This window comes from Desulfovibrio biadhensis, assembly GCF_055388615.1.
This window is the reverse complement of sequence record NZ_AP042477.1, coordinates 653009-674660: the sequence shown is the minus strand read 5'-3', so window position 1 is coordinate 674660 and position 21652 is coordinate 653009. Positions and strand designations below refer to the sequence as shown.

The following is a 21652-nucleotide window of genomic DNA, read 5'->3' as shown; positions in this document are numbered from 1 at the left end:
GTAAGAAACCCCCTGGAGTCACCGGCGAAGAGGGTCTTGAATACGTGTAGCCCCCTTGTCAGTCAAGGCCAGGCCCTTTGAGGGGCGATAGTGCGAAATCGAATGGGGAGTTACATGTGGATGCCGCCATTGACGGCGATGGTCTGTCCAGTGATGTAGGCGGCTTTTTCTGAGCAAAGAAAACGCACTACGCCGGCCACTTCTTCAACCGTGCCAAAGCGCTTCAAGGGGACCATTTCCAGCAAACGCTCAGTGGGAAGCGCTGCGGTCATCTCCGTTTCTACAAATCCGGGGGCTACGCTGTTCACCAGAATACCGCGGCGTCCCACCTCGGCAGCCAGGGAGCGTACCGCACCCATCATTCCCGCCTTGGCCGCAGCATAGTTGGTCTGCCCCGGCAATCCTGCTTGCCCGGCGGTGGAGGCCATGGCGATGATGCGCCCTTTGCGGGCGCGCAGCATCTTGGGGAGCACGGCATGGACCACGTTGTAAAATCCCGTGAGATGCACATCGATAACGCTGCGCCAGGATGTCTCGTCCATCAGGGCCATGAGTCCGTCGCGCACGAACCCCGCATTGCTGACCACGGCAAATGGGGTGGCCTCTTCCAGCAAGGGAGCCAGCGCTGCGTTCACCGCAGCATGGTCGGCAACGTCGCAGCGCAACAGGGAGCAGGCACGGCCAAGGGCTTGAATCTCCTGCGCCACGGCGTTTGCGCCAGTGTCATCCCGCAGGTAATTCAGCCAGATGTCAAAGCCATCTTGCGCCAGGGCAAGGGCCACTGTCTTGCCGATGCCCTTACTGGCGCCCGTAACAAAAGCTATAGGGGTATTTTGCATTGATAGTGTCGGGGGCAGACAGCGGGGAACACTGCAAGGGCAGTGCCCCCGCCATCATGTATGTTGCAATGTTTTAATACCGTACCTGCGTCACAATGCCGTCAACGTCAAAATCGACAGCCAGGGTCCGGAAGCGGTTGCGCCAGTATATCCATTCGTTGCTCTGCAAAGAAGGCGTACGGTGGCTGGCGGGATAGCCCAGGGCGGCGAGCACGCCTTGCTTGGTCATGCCGGGCATGGCCTTGCCATCCTTTACACCCTCCAGATCCTTGGGCGTCAGGTGTTCTAGAGAAATGATTTTTGGCGAAGTTATGGTCTGAATGTAGGTTGCCACCGACATGTTCATGCGCCTGTCGTCATAGGCGAAATATATTTTACGCTTGGGTGCGGCCTGGGTCATGATGACGAACCCATTGCGCCAGGTGTCTATGGTCATGGGGGTATTGGGCGGCACGATCTGGTGGCTGGAGCCCGGATCGGTGTAGTTGGCGTAGCTGGCGTGCCAGTCCCCGCGGCTTTGATAGATGTGGATGTTGTACCTGTTATATACAACGGTGGCGGACTGTGACATGCATGGTATGAGAACGAATGCAAATGTTGCCAGGATCAGTCCCAGGTGCTTTTTCGAAATCATGTCGGATACCTCGATAGTTGTCGGGTTTGCAGGCATTGGTTAACTATGCCTTAGCTTTTTCGTGTGTCAAGGCTTGGGATGTTCCTTTAGAGCCCTCTTGCCCCGCCTGCAATGCAGCGGTAGTAAGACAGCATGTACAAAACGCACATACACGCACTAGGTGTTGTCGGCCCCTTTGGCTGTGGCAACGCATCCCTGCTCGCTGCCTTGCATGCCCCTCAATCTATAGTACAACCACAGACGCTCCCCCTGCAGGGCGCAGGAGCCATGCTGCCAGAAGCAGACCGCCGGGCGCTGCTGTGTGATGTCAGCCCTTTGGAGCGCTTTTTTCCCAAACGGGCCTTGCGCAGGATGGACCGTTTTTCTCGGCTGGCACTGCTTGGCGCCTGTCTTTGTCTTGAAGATGCAGGGCTGCTTCAGGAAAAAGGCAAAGGCGGAGTACAGTCCGGGGACAAAAGCATGGGGTTGATCCTTGCCACCGGGTATGGCGCCGCCGCGACAACGTTTGCCTTTCTCGATTCCTGCATAGACGATGGCGACGCCCTGGCTTCTCCAACACATTTCTCCAATTCCGTGCACAACGCTGCTGCCGCCAACGTCGCCATTCAGTTGGGAATGGAGGGGCCGGCCCTGACTGTCAGCCAATTCGGCTTTTCGTTTGCGTCGGCGCTGGCAACGGCTGCTCTCTGGCTGCACGAAGGGCGTGCGGCAACCATCCTTCTGGGCGGTGTTGACGAAGCCTGTGATGTGCTGGCGTATTGTCACGGGCGCTTGGCCCCAGGGCAACAAGATGCAGCTGCCGTGGCAGGCGAGGGGGGTGCTTTTTTTCTGCTACGCAAATCGCAACCTGCAAATGGTTCCGGGTATGGCGCTCTGACTGGGACGCGCCTGTTTGCAGAAGAACCTCACGGCGGAAACAAACTTTTTGGCGCATGGGGGCGCACCGCCTGTACTCAGGATGCTTCTTTTGAACATGCGCCCTTGTGGGGAAATACGCCGGCCGGGCAGGCTCTGGATATTGCAGCCGCCTGCCTGCAACGCCAAAGCGGAAACCACCCCCCTTTGCATTGCCTGTTTCATACTGAAGCAGGTGTCTCGTGTATCGATCTTGTGTAGCGAACAACACGGGAGAAACCATTAAAAACGCACTTGCACTTGTGTATCTAGACTTTTTCGAGTAACCGGGCAGAAGTGGGGATATGGTCGCGTTCGTTTGCCACCCGACAGGTGGCGGCCATTATGCAGCAGGAGGACCCGGTATGACCAGAAGTGATCGCAAATCTCTTGCAACGTGTGCAAAATGTTTTTTGATGGCCCTTTTTGGCCTGCTCTTGCTCAGCAGCACGGCCTGGCCGCAGGAAAAGGGCCAGGAGTCTGCACAGGATGGCTATAAAGTGCCGGCGCGTTGGGGCATGGCCGTCAGCTTTGCGCAGGGCGTGGGGTTGTCTGACAACTACGGCATGGGGCTTGCCACATTGATCGGCCTTTTTGACTATGACGCTGTCTGGCCCCACAGGGCGCCGGAGCAGTTGCGTTTCAAGGTAGAGCTGACGGGCGGCGCCACCACCGGACCTGAGGCGGGGCGAGGCGTCGTTTCCGCCAATATCCTGGCCCTTTATTATCTTGATTTCATTTCCGCAGATTGGATCGTTCCCTATGTAGAAGCGGGCATTGGCGGCATTTACACCGATTTTCAGGTGGACGGACAGGGTTCGCGCATCAATTTCAATCCCGTTGCCGGTTTCGGTTTCGAGTTCCCGTCCACGTCTGGCCCCACATGGTTTACGTCTCTTCGCGCCAGCCATTTTTCCAATGCCGGGTTGCATGAGAACAACCAGGGCGTGAATACCTTCGGCACCATGCTGGGACTCTATTTTTAACGCCCCATGTCAAAAAAGCAGCGTGCCGACCAGTTGATGGTGGAACAGGGCCTGGCCGAAAGCCGGGAGCGCGCCAAGCGTCTGCTCATGGCAGGGCAGGTGTTCTGGGTTACCGAGAAACAGCGACAGATGGTGGATAAACCTGGCCGACAGCTTCCGGCAGACGCCGTTCTGGAGCTGGCCCAGGCCGAGCGCTACGTTAGTCGTGGCGCGTACAAGCTGCTTTCCGCCATGGAGGCCTTTGGCATAGACGTTACGGACGTGGTTGCACTCGATGCAGGCGCCTCCACCGGAGGGTTCACGGATTATCTGCTGCAGCACGGCGCCCGCAAAGTCTATGCTGTGGATGTGGGCAAAGCGCAGCTGCATGAGCGCTTGCGTGGCGATTCCAGGGTTGTTTCCATGGAAGGCGTCAACCTCCGGCTAGCCCCCCCTGACTTGCTGCCTGAGCGTGTTGATTTCCTTTGCGCCGACCTGTCCTTCATTTCCTTACGCACGGTGTTGCCCCCGTTGACCAGGTTCCTGCGGCCCGGAGCCCGGGTGGTGGTGCTGGTCAAACCGCAGTTTGAGCTGGGTCCCGGCAGAACAGTGAAAGGGGTTGTGCGTGATGCCGAAGCGCAGCAGGAAGCTATCGCGCTGGTGCGGGAGGAAGCTACGGCGCTGGGCTATGAGGAGCTGGGGCTGACGCCTTCGAAGATCAAGGGCCCCAAGGGCAATCAGGAGTACCTGCTCTATTTGCGGTATATTGGCTGAGTCTCCATGCTAGAAACTATAAAAGGCCTTGCCACCCGATCAGCTCGGGCGGCAAGGCCTTTGTCGTTTTTATGCGGCTGCCTGCGCGCTAGGGCTGGCAGATGCAGCTCGGCATGGGGCGCGTGGTGACGATCTCGTAAGCACTGTCGTCAGCGCCTTCAGCCTTGCTGAAAAGCACAAGATAGGTCTGGCCATCCTGGTTCTGGAACAGGAAGGAATACCGCTTGCCTGTGTCAGGACCGGTCATGGTGAAACCATTGCGTTTATCAACGGGGGCGTTTTGGATGGCGCCGGCAATTGCCTGGCCAGCCTGTGTGGCAGCTCCTTCGCCTTCACCCTGGTTTACCAGAATGTCGGAAAGCGCCTTGGAAAGCTCGTTGGTGCAGGCGCTGTCTTCAACATTTTGGATTTTGCAGGGCTGCATTTTGCTCATGCTGGGAGTAGCAGGCTCTTGCGCAGCTGGGGCGGGCGCAGGTTCGCTCGGAGCAGGCGCCGCCTCAGGCTCTGGGGTAGGTGTATCGGATGAGCCGCAGGCGGTCAGCAGCGTCAGCATCGCGGCGGTCAACAGAAAAAGGCGGAACCAATGCATTGCAATCACTCCTTAACGATTTTTCGGTCGCGTCGTCTTCAAACAGGTCTGGTAAAAAGAAGTTTGGAACGACCACGCATTATCAATAAACATTTCCAAAAGCATCTCTACCAGCCTGCAGCCTTGTTCCATGGGACTGGGGGTTAATAGGTTGCAACGCAACAGCGCGAAAAAACAACCCATCATCTGCACCCTACACGCATGGTACTGCAAAGGCAAGGGGTTGCCTTAAAAAGCCCTGATCATTGCAACGGCATTCGCAGTAGTCTTATCTCATCTACCCATACTGTGCCAGGTCCCGTTATGACGAGATTCAACCTGACATTTACAGGATTTTGACCCACTTGGAGGAAGAAGGGCGTTTCCTGTAGCCGCCATTTTGTGCTGCCGGCGATGGGGGCGTGCAGGGCTCGTGAAAAGTATTCTCCCATTGCGTCAAATACGCACCACATCTCCAGGTAGGCCTGGCCTTCCAGGTTTTCACTACGCAGGGCAGCCTGGTAGGTGATGCGCGCATTTTCCACATCTATATCGCCCGTATCATACAGATGCACGGTCAGCGGACCAGTAGCGTAAATGCGCAGAGCGCCTTTGCCGTCCTTGCTCATTTCAGGGTCAAAGCTCACATGTTGCTGGTCCACGACGCTTTCCATGGAATCCGCAGGATAAAACGCCAGTTGTTCAACGGCGAAAGCAACCGTGCTCAGAGAGAGGATAAATGTGGCAAGGATACAAGTCAGAAGGCATTTCATAGCGCCCTCCATGGCACTTTGTGCTGACGCTGGCAGAAGTCCATCCTGGACGACCACAAAAATGGCGCTCACGTAAATTTTCCGGAAGCGTGGCAAAGCGCAGATTTGGGCAGAGAGGATCGCGCCAACTCCCAGTCTAGGTTTTCATTATAACAGGAATAGCCAGGGCGTCAAAGAGATTGCAACATGATCTTCGGCACTTTGTCGGGGTTTACCTGATACGAGAAAGGCGCTAACAGAGCCATCGTTGTATGATTTTTCTATCCATTTGAATGATCGGGAGAAACAATGAACCAACGTATAGCTACGGTTGTAGGCGCTGTAGAACACATTGATCAGAAGTATGAGACGGAAGCCCAAAAACTTCTTGATTCATTGACCAAACCGCAAGGTTCTCTGGGCCGGCTGGAGGATTTGGCAAAGCGCTTGTACGCCATACAAAAGGGCGGTGCAGTGAACCCAAAGCGGCCTGCGCGACGTATGCTGCAGGTCGACCCGGCGCGTATCCACACCATAGCGGGTGATCATGGTGTTGTTGATACTGGTGTGAGCCTTTTTCCCAAAGAGGTTACACGTCAGATGATGGCGAATTTCGTGGCTGGCGGTGCAGGCGTGAATGTGCTCTCCAGGGTAGCAGGCGCCGAGCTGATTGCCGTGGATGCAGGAAGCTGCGGCGGGGCGTATCCCGAGTCTGCGCAGTTGGTGCAGAAAAAGGTTGCTCCCGGCACAAAGAATTTTGTGGAAGGCCCTGCCATGGAAATCGAACAATGTGAGAAGGCCCTTGAGCTTGGCATGGACCTGGCCGACAAGGCCGCCGCCGAGGGCATCCGCTCCATTGGCATGGGGGAAATGGGTATTGGCAATACCACACCCGCCACGGCGCTGTATTGCGCATATTTTGGCCTGGCTCCTTTGGAGGTTGCCGGACCTGGCACCGGACTGCCCCCCGAAGGCGTGCGTCACAAGGCCGAGGTAGTGGGCACGGGGTTGGAGCTGCATGCCGGTACGATTGCAGGTGGTGATCCTCTTGAGATCCTGGCTGCCCTTGGCGGGTACGAGATTGCGGCTCTGGCTGGTATGGCCATTGGCGCCGCGCGCAACCGCATGGCCCTGCTTGTGGATGGTTTTATTGCAACATCCGCCTACGCCACTGCCTGGAAGATGTGCCCGGCTGTGGCTGATTACGCTTTTTTTGCCCATGTTTCCGCCGAGCCAGGACACGCAAAGGCCCTGGAAACAATGGGAGCGCGCCCCTTGTTGGATCTGGGCATGCGTTTGGGAGAAGGCACTGGCGCCGCCATGTCTCTTTTGATTTTGCGGAGCGCCGCCGCCATTTTCAACGAAATGGCAACATTTGAAGAAGCAGGTGTGAGCGAGGGCAGCTGATACAATAGCGGCTTTTGTCCTTGCAGGACTTGTGCAGCTATGCAGGGTGACGTAGGTAGAGTGCATGGAACAGGACGATATCCGCTTGAAATGCCCCTATTGCGGCGGGGACGTAGTCGCTGGGCAGCGTTTTTGCCCCATGTGCGGTGCGGCTCGTGTCGCATCTTCTCCGCCATCCGAAGATGCTGTGCCTGACGCAGCCCCTTCTTCCGCCGGCTCTGTGCATGATCTTGCTGCTGTATTGCAAGAGCTGCGCGCCCTGCGTGCTTTACAGGCGCAAACCGGCATCAGACTGCGACGGCTGGAAGAACAATTCGGGTCCCTGGAATTGCCACAGCAGGAAAGTGATGCGGCTGCAGGGGGCGAAGAATTCACCTTTCAGAACGATGGCACAGGCGCTGCTGTGGCGGATGAGGCTGCGCCGTCTTTAGATACAAGAAGCCATTTCAAATATGCTCCTGGAGATCGCCCCCATCCTGAAGGGGGCGATTTCTTTGCCCCTTCCCCACCAAGAGGCGCCCCCCCTTTGCGCAGGATAAGACGCCGACTGGCGTCTGAAACCGCCTCTCGCAGGGACTCCGCCTCCCTGGAAAGCGCAGTGGGGCAGAAGTGGCTGCTGGCCATTGGCCTGGTGGTCATGGTCTTCGGCATCGGCTATTTTCTGAAATATACATTCATAAAGGAATGGATTGGCCCTGCAGGACAGCTGACTCTGGCCTATGTATGGGCCGGTGGGCTTTTGGCTGCAGGCGAGATCACACGCCGCAAGGGGTATGAGCTTTTCGGGCTCTGGGTACTGGCTGGCGGTATTGCGTCACTTTATTTCGCCACGTTTGCGGGTTTCAAGCTTTTTGACTTGCTGCCACAGGCGCCGGCTTTCGGGCTCCTGGTGGCCACCACTGTCGCCGCTATTGCGCTGGCTGTGCGGTACAATGCTTTGGGATTGGCCGTGCTTGGCCTGCTGGGGGGGTACCTGACGCCAGCCCTGTTGGACGGGCTGCATGGCAATGTCTATTTCCTTTTTGGCTATCTTACCGTGCTCAACGCGGGGGTGCTCGCAACGGCCTTTTTCAAACGCTGGAGCGGGTTCTACTGGCTCGGGCTGGCTGGTACGTTCATCCTTTTCAGCTACTGGCATTTCGACGAATACGGCATGTGGTATTTCTGGCCCAGTCTGGTTTTTGTGAACCTGACGTTTCTCGGCTACGCCACAGTTCCCCTGGTGGGCAGGCCCGTACGGAACGCAGGGCCTGAGGCCCAGCGCGCAGCAGCCTGGCTTGCGGCAGCAGCTTCCTACATGGGCATGGTTTACAGCTACAGCATTATTGATGATCGCTTCAACGAGAGTTGGGTTGCGCTGCCTTGTCTGCTTTATGCGCTTGTGTTTGGTGGTTTGGCGGTGTTGCAGCGCTCCTCGCAGCCGAAAAAATCTGTGGAGAACAAGGCGCTGGACCGGGCGGCTGTGCTTTCCACCCACGGAGCGCTCTATTTTGTGCTGGCCGTGCCCATGGCGTTTGAAGGCAGCCTGATCGCCGCGTTGTGGGCATTGCAAGGGGCTGTCCTGTTCTATCTCGGCCTGCGCTTTGAAGGCCGTGGCCTATTATTTATGGGCAAGCTGGCCCTGATTGGCGGGCTTTCCCGGCTGTTGTTCTGGGATTATGAAGAAAGCTACGGGCTTGTGGTCGATAGCGGACTGAAAAGCCTGCAAGGCGCAGTGTACACCTTTTATGGTGGCTTTTTTTCGCGTCTGTTTGAGCGGCTGGCTACAGAAGGGGCAGTGCTTGGCGCGCTTGGTTACAGTTCCTGGCTGACAGGCAGAATGCAGTGGCCGTCGGATGCTTTTCTGGGGCAACGCGGCGCCCGACAAGAGGGCGGGCTGTTGCACCTGGTGTTCATTGCTGGACTGCTGGCCGTGCTTTCCGTTGAGTGTCTGGCCTTTTTCGGGGAAATGGCGCCCGACGCCCGGTCTGCCACATTGTCCGCGCTTTGGGCGCTTTACGCCACCGGGCTGACAATCTGGGGCTTCCGTATGGGAAGCAGGATGTCGCGCTACGCCGCTCTGACACTTTTCGCCGTAACGCTCTTAAAGGTGGTTATGGTGGATATGGAAGCATTTTCAACACTATACCGGATTTTGTCTTTCCTGGTACTGGGAGCGCTTCTGGTTGCGGCGAGCTTTTTATATCACAAATACAAGGATCGTCTGGAGTTGGGGGCTTCCGCTGCAGACGCAGTAAAACCAACGCCAGAGCCGGTTTCGCCTGATGCGGAATAGGCGAAAACAAGAATATTTGAAAAAGATAATCATTTTCCCCTAGACAGCCTTTCTCACGTGCTTATTTACTAGAGCAAGAGGGTGAAACGGTAAGCGTACAGGAACTGACCATAACGGAGGGTGACATCGCATAATCCGTTCACAAGAAGAAAGGCGAGCTTACACTGAACCAGAGTCTCCCAGCCTCAACGGGAAAAGAGTGTATCAAAATGCAGACAAACCGCCGCGAGAACGAGGCACCTGTCTGCGAATGAGAGAACAAGTTCGCCCCTGGACGTACGAAGAGTTGGCGCGTTGCAAGGCAACAACGTGATCAAAAAAATAGAAGACTCTCCTCCACGTGAAGGGCCGCCAGACTAAGGGCGGCCTTTCGTTTTTTTATTGTACAGCGTTGCATTTAAGGACTGGTCGGGGCACAACTCTTGACACGGGCGCATACCTGTTTGCGGGCGGTTGCGACCTGATACCAGACCAGGGGTGTGCAATGGCCTATTGTTCCGGCGGCAAGCGCTGTTTTTTGACACTTGAACCAAAACGCTCGGGGTCGCCTGATCCGGAATTTGTCGTTGCCCTCATGCGCAACGCCCGTCGTTTTGGATTCGATGAACTGCTGCTGGATTCGGCGACCTGCGGAGAACTTTTTTCACCTGCAAGGCTAGCGGAGCTGGCTGTTCAGTTGGATTCCACGGTGGCTCTTGCTTCCTTTGCTGCGGTGGCGACCGGAGTTTCCCCCTTTTTGTTGTTGCCTGCCGATCTTTTTTTGGATGTGAATCTGCTGGCGCTTGCCTCTCCTCTGGCTGCAGGGTGCAAGGGACGGGTGTTGCGCACCAAAGAGGGGGGGCGTCTTGGCGCGGCATGGCTGAACGCCCTGCAGGAGAGTGAGTGGGGCGTCGACACCTTGCTTGAGGGTGGAGATATTTTGCAGGAAGCAGTCGATGCTAACTTTGCTATCGCCGCTAAGGATCTGCACGTACTGCGCAGGCGTCCGGCTGTATTTTTTGACAGGGATGGCGTGCTGAATCATGACTGCGGCTACCCCTCCCGCCCTGAAGACCTGGTGTGGAATGAAGGAGCGCAGGAAGCTGTGCGGCGGATAAATGATGCCGGCGGGTATGTTTTTGTGGTTACCAATCAATCCGGCATAGGGCGCGGCTATTTTGATGCGCCTACGGTTTTGGCGTTGCATCGCCACATGAACGACCAGCTTGCAATGTCAGGGGCGCATATAGATGATTTTCGGCATTGTCCGCATGCACCTGGCCAGGGGTGCGATTGCCGCAAGCCGGCGCCGGGTATGGTACTGGCGTTGGCGCGGGATTGGCCTGTAGACATGGAGAAAAGCGTGCTGGTGGGGGACAAGGAGTCGGATATTGGTGCTGCGGTGGCAGCTGGAATCAGGGGCGAGCGCTTCCGGGGAGGAAGCCTGCTGGATTTTGTAGCGCCGTTTTTGGAGGCGATGTTTACGAAGTGAGTGGTGCAGGGCCTGCGCCACCCGCTATTGCTGCGCGACCAGTTTTTGTCGCACAGTGGCCAGGGCCGTTTGCAGGTCGTCCAGGCGAATGGGCTTTGAAAGGTAATCGTCCATGCCTGCGTTGAGAAAACGCTCCTTGTCCGTGGCCATGGCGTATGCGGTAAGCGCTATGATGTGGGTGTGGGGCTTGCCTTCCTGCTTTGCAGCCGCACGTATGCGGCGCGTCACCTCCATGCCGTCCATGCCGGGCATCTGGATATCCATAAAAATCAGGTCGAATGTATCTTGTTCATAAGCAGAAAGAGCATTCACCCCATTCTCTACAGCCGTGACGCGGCATCCTTGCTTTTCCAACAGCTTCACCATGGTGAGCTGGTTGATATAGTCATCTTCGGCGACCAGTACGCGCAAGGAGTCTGGCGTGTCATCCGTGTTCGTCTGTATGACTGGCTGTTGCGGTATGGATGTCGCCACGGAAAAGGGCATGCTGATATAAAAGGTTGCGCCATTTCCGTTTTCACTTGAGACAGCCAACGTTCCCCCCATGAGGAAGATAAGGCGGCGGGTAATGGACAACCCCAGCCCTGCGCCCTGGTATTTTCGTGTTAGGCTGCCTTCGCCCTGTGTAAATGGCTGGAAAAGCCGCGTTATCAAACTGTCGTCTATGCCAATGCCGGTATCCGCAGCCGTCATGAGCAAACGGACGTACCCGTTATTACCATGGGGCAGGCAGGAAGCTTCGATTCTTATTTGACCATTCTCCGTAAATTTTATGGAGTTTCCGACAAGATTATTGAGTATCTGCTGAAGTCTGTTGGCATCACCCACCAGGTATTGGGGTACATTTGGGGCGACGTGGGAATGCAATTCCAAGCCTTTGTGTTGTGCCGGGGGAGTAAAGAGCTGGGCGACGGAATCGAAAACCTCGCGAATTTCAAAAGGCTCCGCCCCTATTTGCATGCTGCCTGCTTCCACTCTGGAAATATCCAGAATATCGCCAACCAAAGCAGTCAGTCTGCGGCATGATTGTACAGCGGTGTCGGCATATTCCTGTTGTTCTTCATTCAGAGGGGTTGTGGCCAGCAGGTGCAGCATGCCCATGACGCCATTGAGGGGGGTTCTGATTTCATGGCTCATGTTGGCCAAAAATTCTGATTTGGCCATGCTGGCCGTTTCCGCCTGCAGCTTGGCATCGAGGAGGGCGTCTCTGTCCTTTTTGTTCTCCGTAACGTCGTGGGCAACGGCAAAGACCAGGTCCAGCTCCTGCACCGGATTTATCACCCAGCGCAACCAGCGGTAGCCGCCTTGCTTTGTGCAAATGCGGATTTCAAAATCCATGACCAATTCGCCCCGTGAGATTTTTTCCTGGTGGATTTTTTCCACGATTTCCCGGTCATCGGGATGAACGAAACGCATGAGCTCCTGCCCGACAAGTTCTTCCGGCTGGAATCCAAGAACACGGGTGAAGGCAGGGTTTACCCTGATGTATTTCATATCCTGCAGTCCGGATATGGAGATCATGTCAGGGGAAAGCTCAAAGACACGTTCAAGGTCGAGTTGGGCCATCTTGCGTGACGTGATGTTCTGGACAAAACCGTCGATGATGAAATCGCCGTCGTCCATCTCCTCTCTGATGCGGGCATTGATGGAGATCCAGATGCGCTCGCCGTTTCTGCGTCTGGCTTCACACTCAAAGTATTCCACATTGCGGTGCTTGCGCAATTTTGCAAGAAAATTAAGCCGATCTTCAGAATAAATATAAAAGTCCGAGATGATGTCCTGGATTGTGGTCGCCTGTTCCGGCGTTTCTGTGCCAAATATCTTGGCCATTTCCGTATTGACCTGCAGCACGCGCCCTTTCGCTGTTGTCTGAAATATGCCCACAGGCGCATCGCGGAATAGCTCATCTAGGGTGGCGCGGCTGTCCTCCAGCGCCTTTTGCGCAAGAATACGTCTGGTTATATCCCGGTTTACGCCGGCTACGCGTACGGGAACGCCCTTTGCGTCACGCAGGATTGTGGCGTTCATTTTGATGTAGCGGATTTCGCCGCTGGGGTGTCTTATCCGGAAGACGTCTTCCAGATCACTATCGGTCTCCATAGCATTTTGAAATTTATTTCTGGTGGCCTCCAGATCCTGCGGGATCAGAAAATTGGAAAAAATATCGAAATCATAGTCAAATTCCCCGGCCGTGACGCCATAAATCTGATGCGTCTGTTCATCAAAGATTATTTTGTTGGTCGCCAGGTCCAGGTCCCAGATGCCAATACGCGCAGATTTCGTGGCCAGAACAAGCCTGTCGGAGAGACGTGAGAGACGGGCTTCAGCCTCTTTTGTAGCGTCTATGTCCGTCATCACGGCGATGAGACGGAGGGGGGCTCCCGCACCATCTCGCCCCACTGCCATTCCTCTGTCCAGCACCCATTTGTAGCTGCCGTCTTTGCACCGCATGCGGTGTTCGCTTTGGAAACGCTGTGTTTTTTCTTCAAAATGCTGGCGCAGCTCGTATTTTACCTTGAGCAGATCATCAGGATGCACGCGGCTTTCCCACTCTGAAAAGTTGCCATTGATCTCGTTTGCAGTGTACCCCAACATTTCAATCCAGCGCGGGGAGTAGAATACTTCGTTGGTATTGATATTCCAGTCCCACAGCCCATCTCTGCTGCCTTCCAGGGCGAATTTGATGCGTTCTTCACTTTGTTTGAGGGCAAGGGTTTTTTCCGCAACTTTTCGCCTGAGCGACCAGCTCCAGAGCAGGGCCACTGCCAGCACCAAAAGCAAGGGCGCCCCTGTATAGAGAAGAGCGCGCAGGAGAATCCTGCGAGTAGGTCCTTCTTCTTCTAGAATTCCAAGCCATTTTTCGCTGATTTCTCGGTAGGTGCCGTTTTTATGGAGAATGGCCAACCCTTCAGCTATCCGGGCCAAGAGGCGCGTATTGCCCTCAGTGACGGCAAAGCAGTTCTCGGCATTGATGACGGGTAAACCGCTTGTCTGGAGGTTTTCAATCTTGAGCTTGTTTATCCAATACATTGCGGGAAGCTGGGATACCACGGCGCAGTCATACAATCCGGAGGACAATAGCTTCATGACGCCGGAGAGGTTGTCGATAACTATGATTTCAGCGTCCACATTTTTCTGCAGGAGATACTCGTGCATTAAATCATCACGGACAACTATGACGCTGTGCCCTTTCAAGTCATTGATAGTCTCAATGGGCGCAGCACCCTTGCGGATGAAAATACATTGGTTGACGCGAGTATGGGGGGGGCTGAAATCGTACCGAGTGTCGCGCGCCGGGGAGTAGTACATGTCCAGCAGAACATCGAGCGTTCCACTTTCCATATTTGCGCGCGCCTGGGTCCAGGGAGTGAGTTCAAAGGTAACTTCAAGGCCGGTTTCGTCAGCTATCGCCTGCATCAGGTCTACGCTGAAGCCTGTAGGTTCTCCGGCGTCATTCAAAAAAGTATAGGGGGGGTAGTCCCATTCGCCCCCGGCCATGATGTGCAGAGGCGGTTCATTGGCGTGAACGTTTTGTGAGGCGGATGCAGTGGATGCGTTGCACAAGGCCAATAGCGGAAGCTGTGCGCAACAAAGAAGGCACAAAAATATCCTCCGCCACCAGATTTCCATCTGTCCCCCATGCTGTCGGTGTACCGATTGCTTTGGCAATAGCAGTGTCGGATGTTCCATTATTCGAGTTAGTGCGATTGCCAGGAAGCAAAAGATTAACGGACTACCTAGCACCGGCCGGGGACAAGCTCAAGTGTGAAGCCCGTGGATGCAAATACATGCAATTCTTCTTCATGGCATCGCCTTATGGCAAGTGAAATCATAAAATAAAATATATAAAAACAGAAGTATGGATGGCAGCATTTTACAACATGTGCTTTTGTCATCAAAATAGTGTTGCATGTGAGAAAGCTGTTGTTGTCAGCTGCTTTGATAGTTTAAGATATGCTGCAAGGGGAGCGTGGCGTCAACGAGGATGTTTTATGTATAGTAATTAATTAACTAAAGGTAGAAGTTTCCAAGGGAGATGGGAAAATAAGTTGCAAATTCCATGACATTGTGATTATATGTACTGAGGGGAGATGTGTAGGCATGAGAGTTATGCAGGCAGCAGCAAGGCTATGGGGTCTCTGCGTAATATTGCTCTTGCCGGTATTTTTATTTTTACCGGCGTCTTTGTGCTGTGCAGCATCTGTAAAACTCGGAATCAATTATCCTCTTACCGGACCGTACTCCGTAGAAGGGCTGGACCAGATCAGGGCTGCCCGCCTGGCTGTGGATGAAATCAACAGGGCAGGGGGCATACTTGGGAAGCAATTGTTGCTTGTGCCCCGTGATTCGGCTTCAGATGTTCTCGTAACGCGTCTTAATGTAAACCGCCTTATTGATGCTGGCTGCTCAATGATCTTTGGCGGTTCGTCATCCGCAGTTGCAGTCACTGCCTCAGATGTCTGTCAGAAAAGAAAAATTCCGTTTTTTGGAACCCTTACATACTCCTCGGAAACAACTGTCGAAGACGGCCACAGGTACGCCTTCAGGGAGTGCAACGACTCCTGGATGGCGGCAATGCTCATGGCCGAATGGCTTAAAGAGCATTTTCCGGGAAAGCGCTATCATTATATCACTGCGGACTACATTTGGGGGTGGAGCACAGAAGACAGTCTGCGGCGTGTTACCGCTACGCAGGATAAAGAAAAACATCCCGGTGAGCTGGTGCCACTGGGCAATACAGATTTTACGCAAGCCTTGCAAAAAGTGGGGGCCGATTCTCCAGATGTGCTTGTGATGGTGCTTTTTGGCAAAGACCTGGCCTATGCGCTGCAGCAGGCAGATAAAATGGGGCTCAAAGAGCGCATGCAGATAGTGGTGCCCAACCTGACTCTGGGGATGGCAGAACGCAGTTCCGCCAGAGCCATGGAGGGCGTTGTGGGAACCCTCCCCTGGACGTGGAGAGTGCCCTATCTTTTTAACCATAAACGGGGGCAGGAGTTTGTGGAGGCCTTCACGGCCCGCTACCGCCGCTACCCCAGTACCTCGGGCGCCAGCGCCTATACCATAGTATATCAATACAAAAGCGCTGTTGAGCGGGCCGGGAGTTTTGCGCCTGCCGCCGTGGTCAAAGCCCTGGAAGGGCACTCCTTTGCATTACTTAAAGGGCGGCAGACATGGCGCGCGCTGGATCATCAAAACGTGCAAACCGTCTATATGGTCCAGGGAAACGGCCAGAAAACTGTTTTGGCCGACCCCATGAGACAGGATTACTTCAGCATCATACTGCACAAAGAGGGCGAGCAGCTTGTGCTGCCCCCTGATCAGTGGCGTGCGCGTCGCAAGAAAGCGGGGCTGCCGCCCTACCTGGAACCACTCGACGACGGAGGCCAGTGATGAGCGCTGGCAAGGTGCGCAGGTACTTTTCCCGCTTGTTGCCAAACACCGCACTTTGGCGGCTGGTGCTCGCCACGGCTGTTCTCTCCCTGTTGACGGCAGCCGGCGCTGTTGTCGTGTCAAAAATCATCGGCAGAGATCTGGTTTACTCAATCAGCGAGGATAACGCCTACACTGTTCTGCGAAGCGCTGTGGACCTTATCGGGCGCACAAGCGTGCAACTGGCAGAAGATAGAAATAAGGTGTTGGAGGCGAGCAAGCAATCCCTGCGCGAGTCATTGGATTTTGCATCCGGATTCATTGAAACCTACGCCACCGGTTCTTTACTGGATGCTCAAGCAAAAGAACGAGGTTTTCGCCGACTAGAAGCCCTTGCTGTCTCAATGACGCCGGCCATTGCCGTGGAAGATGCTACTGGGGCGATACGCATTGTAGGCAACGGCGTCTTCGAGGAACTGGAAAAGGCACATGTGCTGCGTGATCTGGACGCTTCCGCCAGAGGGAGACCCGCAGAGGACTCCTTTTCGTTGTATGTTCCCGATGGGCGCCAAAACGCTGTTCTGGTTGCCGCACGATATGAACCTCTCTGGAACCTGACCTTTTTTGCGGCAAGGGATTATGGGCAGGCCACTCAGGCGTTGCAAGAAAAGCAACGCATGACGCTGAATGAATTGCGAGCGCGTATCAATGAAATAGTGGTGGCAAAATCTGTCTATGTGTACGTATTTGCAGAAGATTGCAGAATGGTTGCCCACCCCACCATGTATGAGGGAAATTTTGCGGAATTGCACTTGCAGGGGAGCAATCGTTTCATGTGCGATGTGCTGCGTGAAACTGCGGAGCAGCCATGGGGGGAGAACAGTTACAATTACAAGTGGGACAGGCCCGACGACGCAGGCAATTATATCTATGATAAAATAACCTGGAGTACCGTTGAACCCACAACTGGTTGGGTGGTGGGAGTTACCGTCTATAAGTCGGAACTTGAGGCCCCCTTGCCCAGGTTCATGGCGCGTATCTTTTTTCCGGCCCTGGGTTCGATTTTATTGCTGGGGCTTGCCCTGGTTTTTATCCTGCGCAGCCAGCTCAGGCCGATCAATGCCCTCACACGGGTTTGCCAGCGTGTAAGCCATGGAGACCTTGATGTCGCTGTCAATGAAAATGCCAGCGGCGAGATAGGGCAGCTTTGCTGGTATTTCAACGCGATGATCAAACGTATAAAAGGCCTCAGGCAGCGGGATGAACGGCGCCGCAAGGAACTGGAAGACCTGAATTTGAATCTTGAGCGTAAGGTGCTGCTGCGTACCAAGGCTCTGGAGCGCAAGGCGCACAAGCTGCAAGAGGTCAACGTAAGGCTGGAAGAACTGGATGAACTCAAGACAAGTTTCGTCTCTTCGGTCTCGCATGAGCTGCGGACGCCACTGACGTCTATTCTGGGGTTTGCCAAGATGATTAAGCGGGATTTCAACAAGCTGGAAGAAATCTGCGCCATGGAAGACCATGCCGGACCGAAGTTCCCCAAGCGCATTCAGACGAATCTGGGGATCATCGTTACAGAAGGAGAACGCCTGGCCCGGCTCATCAATGATTTTCTTGATCTGGCCAAAATCGAAGCCGGCCGCCTGGACTGGAGCGATTCACTGATTGATTTTCATGAATTGGTCATGGATTGCCTGGACGTATTGCAGGGGCACATTCGCTTAAAGGAAGGGGTGAATATCAGGTATGAGATCACGCCCGACATGCCACCGCTGTATGTAGACAGGGATCGTTTGACACAAGTGATTATCAACCTGATGAACAACGCCCTCAAATTTACGGATGCAGGTGAAGTTCTCTTGTTTGCCTGTCACGATGGCGATGCCCTGCAATGCCGTATCAAAGACACGGGGCAGGGGATACAGGTCAGCGAGCTTTGCAAGGTGTTCGACAAGTTTCATCAGGTCTCGGAAAAGGAAATCAGCCAGAAGAAAACGCCTGGCACCGGGTTGGGGTTGGCCATTTGCCGTAACATAATAGAGCATTACAACGGGTTGATCTGGGCTGAATCCGCCCCTGATAAGGGGTGCGAAGTGGTCTTTGAGATTCCTTTGCGCAGAGATCTTGAAGATGTTGAAAAACTCACCTCAGGTAGTGACGATGCAGGGGGCATCCCTCGCAGGAAGGAGGAGGTTCCCCTTATTCTGGTGGTGGATGACGACCAACATATTCAGACACTATTGCAGAATTTGTTTGAGGATGCCGGCTACCGCGTCGCCACCGCACCAGATGGGGAGACCGCCTTGCGCTGGTTGCAAACAGGGGCGCCAGACCTCATCACCATGGACCTGATGCTGCCTGGCATGCCTGGCAGTCAGGCCATCCAGCGCTTGCGATCAGACCCCCGTTTCAAAGATATACCGGTAATACTTGTTTCAGCTCTGGCGGACAGGGACGCGGACGATCATACAGACAGCAATGCCGTGATCCCCAAGCCCATAGATGAAAAAATGCTCTTGACCACTGTCCAAACGCTCCTTCTTGGAGATGAGAAGCCACTGCCAGACCTAGATTTTTTGGAACAACATCCGCAATGGCGCGCCGGTATTCCATATGTGTGTGACGGGCAGGGAAATTGCTACTTTTGTTCGCTGTCGGAAATTGGTGCGCGTATGGAGACTGGCTTTACAGGGATTGTTTGTGTGCCCCGCCAAATAGAAGATACCCCCGAAGTGCAGGCCCTCGCCAGGGCTGGGGGGGTCCAGGTGGTTGTGCTATAAACTGGAAATTTTGTGCGTACGCAAAGTGACGGCACCATCCCCAGGTCGTGCGCCAGGGGACGGTGCCGTGTCAGTTGCTTTTGTGCTGATTCTAGCGTTGCTGCCTGCCGGACAAATATCCACCGAGTGCGCCCAGACCGCCGCCTATGGCAGCGCCTACCCCTGCATTGCCACCTGAAATGGCGGAAATGCCGGCGCCAACGCCTGCGCCTATGGCGGCGCCAGAAAGCGTGCCCTGTTGCTGGGGCGTCATATTCGTACAGGCCGGTGCTGCCAACGTGCCAACGATGAGGATGGTTGCGATGACTTTTTTCATGGCTTCCTCACTTCTTTGCAAATGAAGGATCTACATATATTATCCACATTGTTTTGATGACTGGAGTGTCCAATTCGTCAGGATTCTCCGCATACCAGTTGTCCAAACCTTGGATGATTTCCGTCAGCGCGTATGGGCTCAATCCCTTAACCCATGAACGCACCAGCGATTTGCACTCCTGCTTGCATTCCTCCCCCCGGACTTCATGCTCCAGCTTGATGGCGGTGGCGAAGCCCAGAAGAAAAGCGCGTTTTTCATCCTGCGTAGAGGATTGCCAGTGCTTGCCCGTGACGATTGGTAGCTTGTGAGAGGCGCTTGCGATCGTTGCCTGCCCCATAAGCAGCAGGGCGGCAAGAATGGCAAGGCTTAAAATGCTGATCCGTTTCATAGGCGCTCCTTTTTTAAAGGAAGATATTGTGGCGGTACAACGCTCTCCCGGCTTTGGAGTGTCCGGTTCCAAAGAGGGAGAGGTGTTGCTGCCGCACAAAAATCACCTTTATGAAATTGGCCTGACAACGTTGCGCAATGGGCAACGTCATATAAAAGTGGCTTGATTATTTTGCCCGCACCGTCAGAACCGGGATGGGCGCATGGTGGACCACGCGATCCGCCACACTGCCATAGTTAAAACGGCTTATTCCGGTGCGGCCATGCGTAGCCATTATGACAAGGTCGATTTCTTGTTTTTCGATGTAGTCAAGAATCTGTTCTCCAGGGTCGCCCTCTACCACTTGCCTTTGAAAAAGAGGGCACTTGTCTTCCAGAATCTCACACAATGATTCAAGAGATCTGGTGGATTCGCCCCACAAATGCTCCCGCATATTCTGGGCTTCGCTGTAATTGAGCGAATTGGCGAGCCGTTCGAAACGAGTCACTTCTTCCATGACGTGAAGCACTATGACTTTGGCGTTGTATTTCTCTGCCAGGGAAGTAACGTAGGGCAATGCCTGCGAAGCAACATCCGACAAGTCAGTAGGCCACAGTATCCGCTTGATTTCCATGAAAGGCACCTCCAAAGTGCTGGTATAGAAAGAAGGAATTTTTACATTGTGTGGCAGATTGCCACCGCAAGGCCAGTATGTCCAGCCTCTATATCGGAGGGAAAGGCAAGGTGCGGGTATGCTCAGAGATAGCCCTTGGCCTTGAGCTCGATGGTCTTTTCGTCCATCTCAAGGGTCACCTGGTCTGCTTCATCGAGTTTTTCGGAAAAAGCGAGGGCGTGCACCAAAGATTCAAGGGTGGAGAGGGTTTCTTTGGATATGGAGAGAAAGCGGCACCCCAATGCTCCGTCTTTGGTTCGCAGTATTTCTACCGGTAGTTCTTCCAGAATGAAATCTTTGGTAATATGCAGGGTGATGTTGGCAGTGTCGCCGATTTTGAAGTCAACATCAGCATCCGGGATGCCTATGCGCAGGCCTGTTTTGCTGATGTCCGCAACCTCTGCACCGCCAAGCATGAATCCAAAATAACAATAAATGCCTGTTGCCGCTACGCGACGGCTTTTCCGACGCTCCACCCCTTGATCAAGAAGCCCCTCTGTTACAATGAAATATGTATTGCAATGGGGACAGTGGGCTTTTTTCCTGACGGAATCGCCCGGAAGATTACCCATAGTGCTGCAATTGGGGCACCGTATTCGCATTTTGCACGACCATTGTAGTATGATTATAGATCATGCATGAATTTATACATGGAAAAATTAAGAAAAGTCAAGTTGCATGGGGGATATGTATAAAGAATTTTTGATTCTTTTCCCAAGGATCAAGCGACAATAGAACGCGATAATCAGCCTGAAGTAACCCGATTCCAAAGTGTTGCGGGGGGTGCTGCAACTCCATCCAAAGATGGTGCAAAAATACTGTGAAAGTTGTTCCTGTTTCACAAAGGAATACTGAAGAACAGCCAGAAAGATAGGATATGTTTGGCATTGCTAGCAGATATTCTGGAGTGTCCTTGTTCTGGAGACGGTCACTTGATATTTTTGAATGGTGCCCGGGACGGGAATCGAACCCGTACAGCCTTGCGGCCGAGGGATTTTAAGTCCCTTGCGTCTGCCTGTTCCGCCACCCGGGCATGATTGGGTGGGCTTGGTCAACTACATCTGTACAGCGGGGGGGCACATTACCCGGAATCTTACGCATCCGGGGTGGTGATGTCCTGCCCTTGTTCGCTCCAGCGGCCGGGGTACAGGTAAAAAATATGAACCCGGCTTAGGTGTTTATCCAGGGCGAGGAGGCGGCCCGCCAGTTTGCCGTGCAGTTTGCGTTTCAACAACGCCGTTATTTCGTCACACAAGCTGCGTAGTAGCGGGGCATCGAACTCGGGCAGCGCGCATTGGAACTGCAACGCGTCGCCTGACCCCCAAAAATCCAGATGCACTGCCTCCAAACCGTCCAGGATGTCCTGCAGTTCAACAAGCAGACGCTCCTCTTCGGCATACAGCGCATCGTAAGAAAGATCAGGGCTGTAATTGATCAGCCCGAACACCTCGCATTCATACCTGCCCATGTCATCGTCCTGCCGCGCAGATGGGGTTTGCGCGCGCCACGGACTTGTACCTTTAGTGGGTCAGCGGCGTCAACGCTCCTTTTTGATTCGGGCTGA

The 21652-nt window shown here is 54.4% G+C and carries 18 protein-coding genes and 1 tRNA gene; 8 read left to right on the top strand and 11 right to left on the bottom strand.

The window, feature by feature from the left end:
* Positions 1–110: 110 nt before the first annotated feature.
* Both fabG and ACZ5EH_RS02955 read right to left on the bottom strand, forming a co-directional pair.
* Positions 111–839 carry a 3-oxoacyl-ACP reductase FabG gene (gene fabG / locus ACZ5EH_RS02960; RefSeq protein WP_464276648.1) on the bottom strand — a complete coding sequence of 243 codons (729 nt, stop codon included), beginning with the start codon at positions 837–839 and terminating at the stop codon, positions 111–113.
* A gap of 73 nt (positions 840–912) precedes the next feature.
* Positions 913–1473 carry a hypothetical protein gene (locus tag ACZ5EH_RS02955; protein ID WP_464276647.1) on the bottom strand — a complete coding sequence of 187 codons (561 nt, stop codon included), beginning with the start codon at positions 1471–1473 and terminating at the stop codon, positions 913–915.
* 132 nt (positions 1474–1605) lie between these two features.
* Between ACZ5EH_RS02955 and ACZ5EH_RS02950 the strand changes: the two genes are divergently transcribed.
* The 3 genes from ACZ5EH_RS02950 to ACZ5EH_RS02940 all read left to right on the top strand — a co-directional run bounded on the left by ACZ5EH_RS02950 (position 1606) and on the right by ACZ5EH_RS02940 (position 4106).
* A complete protein-coding gene (locus ACZ5EH_RS02950; protein ID WP_464276646.1) occupies positions 1606–2589 on the top strand; it encodes a beta-ketoacyl synthase N-terminal-like domain-containing protein in 984 nt (327 codons plus the stop codon).
* A 143-nt stretch (positions 2590–2732) separates the two neighbouring features.
* The gene (locus ACZ5EH_RS02945; RefSeq protein WP_464276645.1) at positions 2733–3353 is read left to right on the top strand and encodes an acyloxyacyl hydrolase; all 621 of its coding nucleotides are present in this window, start codon (positions 2733–2735) and stop codon (positions 3351–3353) included.
* Between the two features lie 6 nt (positions 3354–3359).
* Entirely contained in the window at positions 3360–4106 is a 747-nt protein-coding gene (locus ACZ5EH_RS02940; protein WP_464276644.1) for a TlyA family RNA methyltransferase, read from the top strand.
* A gap of 88 nt (positions 4107–4194) precedes the next feature.
* Here ACZ5EH_RS02940 and ACZ5EH_RS02935 read toward each other — a convergent pair whose 3' ends face one another.
* Positions 4195–4695 (bottom strand): hypothetical protein, encoded by a 501-nt coding sequence (locus tag ACZ5EH_RS02935; RefSeq protein WP_464276643.1) that lies wholly within the window; start codon positions 4693–4695, stop codon positions 4195–4197.
* Positions 4696–4937: 242 nt separating this feature from the next.
* Positions 4938–5447: a hypothetical protein gene (locus tag ACZ5EH_RS02930; protein ID WP_464276642.1), complete on the bottom strand. Its 510-nt coding sequence runs from the start codon at positions 5445–5447 to the stop codon at positions 4938–4940.
* 288 nt (positions 5448–5735) lie between these two features.
* On the opposite strand from ACZ5EH_RS02930, the gene cobT reads away from it, so the two are divergent.
* The 3 genes from cobT (at position 5736) to ACZ5EH_RS02915 (ending at position 10579) form a co-directional block, all read left to right on the top strand.
* Positions 5736–6833, top strand: a complete 1098-nt coding sequence (gene cobT / locus ACZ5EH_RS02925) for a nicotinate-nucleotide--dimethylbenzimidazole phosphoribosyltransferase (protein WP_464276641.1) — start codon at positions 5736–5738, stop codon at positions 6831–6833.
* 64 nt (positions 6834–6897) lie between these two features.
* Positions 6898–9108 (top strand): DUF2339 domain-containing protein, encoded by a 2211-nt coding sequence (locus ACZ5EH_RS02920; RefSeq protein ID WP_464276640.1) that lies wholly within the window; start codon positions 6898–6900, stop codon positions 9106–9108.
* Between the two features lie 484 nt (positions 9109–9592).
* Positions 9593–10579 carry a D-glycero-alpha-D-manno-heptose-1,7-bisphosphate 7-phosphatase gene (locus ACZ5EH_RS02915; protein WP_464276639.1) on the top strand — a complete coding sequence of 329 codons (987 nt, stop codon included), beginning with the start codon at positions 9593–9595 and terminating at the stop codon, positions 10577–10579.
* Between the two features lie 24 nt (positions 10580–10603).
* Here ACZ5EH_RS02915 and ACZ5EH_RS02910 read toward each other — a convergent pair whose 3' ends face one another.
* Positions 10604–14182 (bottom strand): PAS domain-containing protein, encoded by a 3579-nt coding sequence (locus tag ACZ5EH_RS02910; RefSeq protein ID WP_464276638.1) that lies wholly within the window; start codon positions 14180–14182, stop codon positions 10604–10606.
* A 498-nt stretch (positions 14183–14680) separates the two neighbouring features.
* Between ACZ5EH_RS02910 and ACZ5EH_RS02905 the strand changes: the two genes are divergently transcribed.
* Both ACZ5EH_RS02905 and ACZ5EH_RS02900 read left to right on the top strand, forming a co-directional pair.
* Positions 14681–15973, top strand: a complete 1293-nt coding sequence (locus tag ACZ5EH_RS02905) for a substrate-binding protein (RefSeq protein ID WP_464276637.1) — start codon at positions 14681–14683, stop codon at positions 15971–15973.
* Positions 15973–18732: an ATP-binding protein gene (locus ACZ5EH_RS02900; protein WP_464276636.1), complete on the top strand. Its 2760-nt coding sequence runs from the start codon at positions 15973–15975 to the stop codon at positions 18730–18732. The genes ACZ5EH_RS02905 and ACZ5EH_RS02900 overlap by 1 nt, the downstream gene beginning before the upstream one ends.
* A 91-nt stretch (positions 18733–18823) precedes the next feature.
* Here the strand turns inward: ACZ5EH_RS02900 and ACZ5EH_RS02895 are convergent, their stop codons facing one another.
* The 6 genes from ACZ5EH_RS02895 to ACZ5EH_RS02870 all read right to left on the bottom strand — a co-directional run bounded on the left by ACZ5EH_RS02895 (position 18824) and on the right by ACZ5EH_RS02870 (position 21556).
* On the bottom strand, positions 18824–19048 hold the full coding sequence (locus ACZ5EH_RS02895; RefSeq protein ID WP_464276635.1) for a YMGG-like glycine zipper-containing protein: 225 nt from the start codon (positions 19046–19048) through the stop codon (positions 18824–18826).
* 7 nt (positions 19049–19055) lie between these two features.
* The gene (locus ACZ5EH_RS02890) at positions 19056–19436 is read right to left on the bottom strand and encodes a hypothetical protein (protein ID WP_464276634.1); all 381 of its coding nucleotides are present in this window, start codon (positions 19434–19436) and stop codon (positions 19056–19058) included.
* Positions 19437–19602: 166 nt separating this feature from the next.
* The gene (locus ACZ5EH_RS02885) at positions 19603–20049 is read right to left on the bottom strand and encodes a universal stress protein (RefSeq protein ID WP_464276633.1); all 447 of its coding nucleotides are present in this window, start codon (positions 20047–20049) and stop codon (positions 19603–19605) included.
* 122 nt (positions 20050–20171) lie between these two features.
* The gene (locus ACZ5EH_RS02880; protein ID WP_464276632.1) at positions 20172–20660 is read right to left on the bottom strand and encodes a PilZ domain-containing protein; all 489 of its coding nucleotides are present in this window, start codon (positions 20658–20660) and stop codon (positions 20172–20174) included.
* A gap of 374 nt (positions 20661–21034) precedes the next feature.
* A tRNA-Leu gene (locus tag ACZ5EH_RS02875) sits at positions 21035–21121 on the bottom strand.
* 60 nt (positions 21122–21181) lie between these two features.
* Positions 21182–21556 carry a hypothetical protein gene (locus ACZ5EH_RS02870; RefSeq protein ID WP_464276631.1) on the bottom strand — a complete coding sequence of 125 codons (375 nt, stop codon included), beginning with the start codon at positions 21554–21556 and terminating at the stop codon, positions 21182–21184.
* Between the last annotated feature and the right edge of the window lie 96 nt (positions 21557–21652).